We start from the raw sequence: 2,702 nt of genomic DNA on the forward strand, positions 1-2,702 counted from the left end.
AAATCGAAATACGTTAAAATAATATCAAAATTTAACATAGGATAAAGAATGCACAATAAATTTATCATTTCCAGTCTTTCATTTATGGCTTTGTTAGTTGTTGTGATTGGTTATTTCTTTATCTTACCCGTGTTGCAGCCAACAGCATCTCATGGCATCCGTGGTATGTTACCAAAACCACAACTTATTGAACCTTTTGAATTAACCCGCCATGACACACACGCTTTTAATCTGGATAGCTTTCAAGGTCAATGGACGATGTTATTTTTTGGTTATACTCACTGTCCTGATATTTGTCCTATGGCACTCAGCATTTTGCGTGGCATCAAATTAGGCATGGATGAACAATATCCACAGCAAACTCAAAATACCCAGTTTATGTTTGTCTCTGTTGATGGTAAACGTGATACGCCAGAACAGTTGGGTCAATATGTGACTTTTTTCCATCCTGAATTTGTTGGATCGACAGGCAATGAAACTCAAGTAAATACATTAACTCGTCAGCTCAATATTGTTTATATGCTGATGCCAGAGCAAGACGACGGTAATTATATTGTTAATCATTCATCCAGTATTTTATTAGTCAGTCCAGATGCTCAATTGGTTGGACGATTTTCAACCCCACATGATATTGCTGATATTATTCAGCGTTATATTCAAATGCGCCAAATTATCGAGGAGGATGGTCGTGCGTAATTTATTAAAAACTTTATTATTAGTGATTGGCTTTTTATCTACTCAAGCATTATATGCTGAGGATGTGATTTCAATAGATGGAGCTTGGGTACGTGCTGTGCCGCCTAGTTCAACTGTGACAGCAGCTTATATGAAGATTCATAATCTATCGGATGCCGCAATTGATTTAATCGGTGGTTCAACGGATGCGTTCAAAACCGTGGAATTGCATCAAACTGTGTTTGAAGGTGAGTTAGCTAAAATGGTCAAGCAAGAGAAAATTACTATTCCTGCCCAAGGTGCTACAGAGTTAAAACCGGGAGATTATCATATTATGTTGATTGATCGCCAAATCGACTTGAACATCGGTGATAGTATTGAATTAACCTTGCAGTTTAGTGATGAAATCAGCCAGACTGTAAGCATTGAAGTGAAGCAAGCAAATGTACCTATGATGCACCAACATAAACATTAATCGTTATTATTTTTTATAATCAATGGCTTAAATTATTATAGAGAAGGTATTTCTCATTATTTTTTACAAAGAGCACCTTCTTAAAGTTACCTGATTACCCAAAATAAGAAGGCGATAAGGCAAGGGATGCGTTCTGAGAGCGACAAAAGCTAAATGAGGTAGTAAACGGTCAAGTTGAAAGCGGCGATTAAACCGATAGCAAAATTCAGCTAAGTAGCGAGGAAGATGTTTATGTTGAATTGCATGATAGACTCCAATGATAGCGGTTTTAACATTAGCAATCATGGTATTAACCCAAGTAAACTGCTCAAGTGTTACGCTATGAGCCCCACCGCCAGTTATAATACGAGTGTGCTTGCAGCCGTGTTTTTGAACCGCCTTAAAGCAAGTTAAACCATCAGAGATAACTTCACACTCTGTACTGAGATGGTGTTCAGCCCAAGCTGCAATCTCCTTAGTTTTGAACCCTTCAACAACATTCATATTCATCGAGATAGGATGAGCATCTTGATTTAGACAGACCGCCGCAACAAATGGCACTTTATAGTTGATGCAAATATTGTCTGACTTGTTAAGGAGTGTTGATGATGGTATTTATTGCATTGGTATACTTTCCTACTCTTTAGTTTACAACTTTCTACAGTTCCACATTTTGGACATACGTAACCGTCTGGAGATTTCCAATTGAACAAGGCCGCTTCACATTGCTCTTCTGTTCCATAATCTGCTATCAACTCTGGCAAGCTATACTCTTTTTGAAACTGCACTTGGTTTTTCATTACAATTTCTCCTTATTTCTTTATCTTGACTATAGCTCAAGCTTGTTTCGCTGTAGTTCATTCGTAATCAGGTACTAATTAAACTAAGTAATAGATTTAAAACCAATTTAGCATTAGTTAGAAGTATTTTGATGAACTTTATCATCTCTCTACATACTGGATGTGAAACCTGACTTCCTGTTGCATAATCCCAATTAATTTGATCCGCCAACCCTGCTTGTTGAATATTCCACTTATAAAGAAGAGCTTTTGAAGCAGGCATTAGCAATTAGAGCGTGGAATAAGTCATAATCTGAACGCAATCGTGATGGAAAGTATTACCCGTTGGCAGCAACAGATTTTACTATCACAAACGTATTAGTTTAACTATGGTTGGAAAAAATGTTCAATGCGAGGTATACATGAAAAATCTTGTTCTAAAACTCACTGCTGTATGTTGCTGCCTATTCAGTGCTTACGCCAGTGCAGCCGATCTAAATCAATACAAAATTGAGGTGTGGGCAGATAATTGGTTCACTGCCTATCTTGATGGAAATCTGTTGTTGGAAGATTCTGTTTCAATTAATACAGAACGTTCTTTCAACGCTGAAACCTATGAATTTTCTGCGCCAGACTCCTTTCAATTGGCGTTTATTATGAAAGATTTTAAAGAGAATGATACAGGGCTTGAATATATCGGCTCAAATCGTCAGCAAATGGGCGACGGTGGATTTATTACCCAAATTACCAACTTAGACACAGGCAATATTGTCGGTATTTCTGATGGCTCTATG

3 protein-coding genes and 1 pseudogene are annotated in these 2,702 nt (G+C 37.4%); 3 read left to right on the forward strand and 1 reads right to left on the reverse strand.

The genetic code is table 11. The annotated features are described in order from the left end of the window. Positions 1–48: 48 nt before the first annotated feature. Positions 49–696, forward strand: a complete 648-nt coding sequence (locus tag ABXH34_RS09390; RefSeq protein ID WP_353571618.1) for an SCO family protein — start codon at positions 49–51, stop codon at positions 694–696. Further along, positions 689–1,150, forward strand: coding sequence for a copper chaperone PCu(A)C (locus ABXH34_RS09395; RefSeq protein WP_353571619.1), 462 nt, complete (start codon positions 689–691; stop codon positions 1,148–1,150). Before ABXH34_RS09390 ends, ABXH34_RS09395 begins: the two co-directional genes overlap by 8 nt. Positions 1,151–1,213: 63 nt before the next feature. Here the strand turns inward: ABXH34_RS09395 and ABXH34_RS09400 are convergent. After that, positions 1,214–1,929: pseudogene (locus ABXH34_RS09400) on the reverse strand (IS1595 family transposase). A 401-nt stretch (positions 1,930–2,330) separates the two neighbouring features. Here ABXH34_RS09400 and ABXH34_RS09405 point away from each other — a divergent pair. Next, positions 2,331–2,702: hypothetical protein (locus ABXH34_RS09405; protein WP_353571620.1), on the forward strand; the 372-nt coding region annotated here is incomplete at its 3' end.

The organism is Candidatus Albibeggiatoa sp. nov. BB20 (genome assembly GCA_016744725.1).
GTDB lineage: Bacteria > Pseudomonadota > Gammaproteobacteria > Beggiatoales > Beggiatoaceae > Albibeggiatoa.

Bases quoted from the DNA above. Each gene is read 5' to 3' on its own strand.
- ABXH34_RS09390 (WP_353571618.1), top strand. From the start codon at position 49: ATGCACAATAAATTTATCATTTCCAGTCTTTCATTTATGGCTTTGTTA.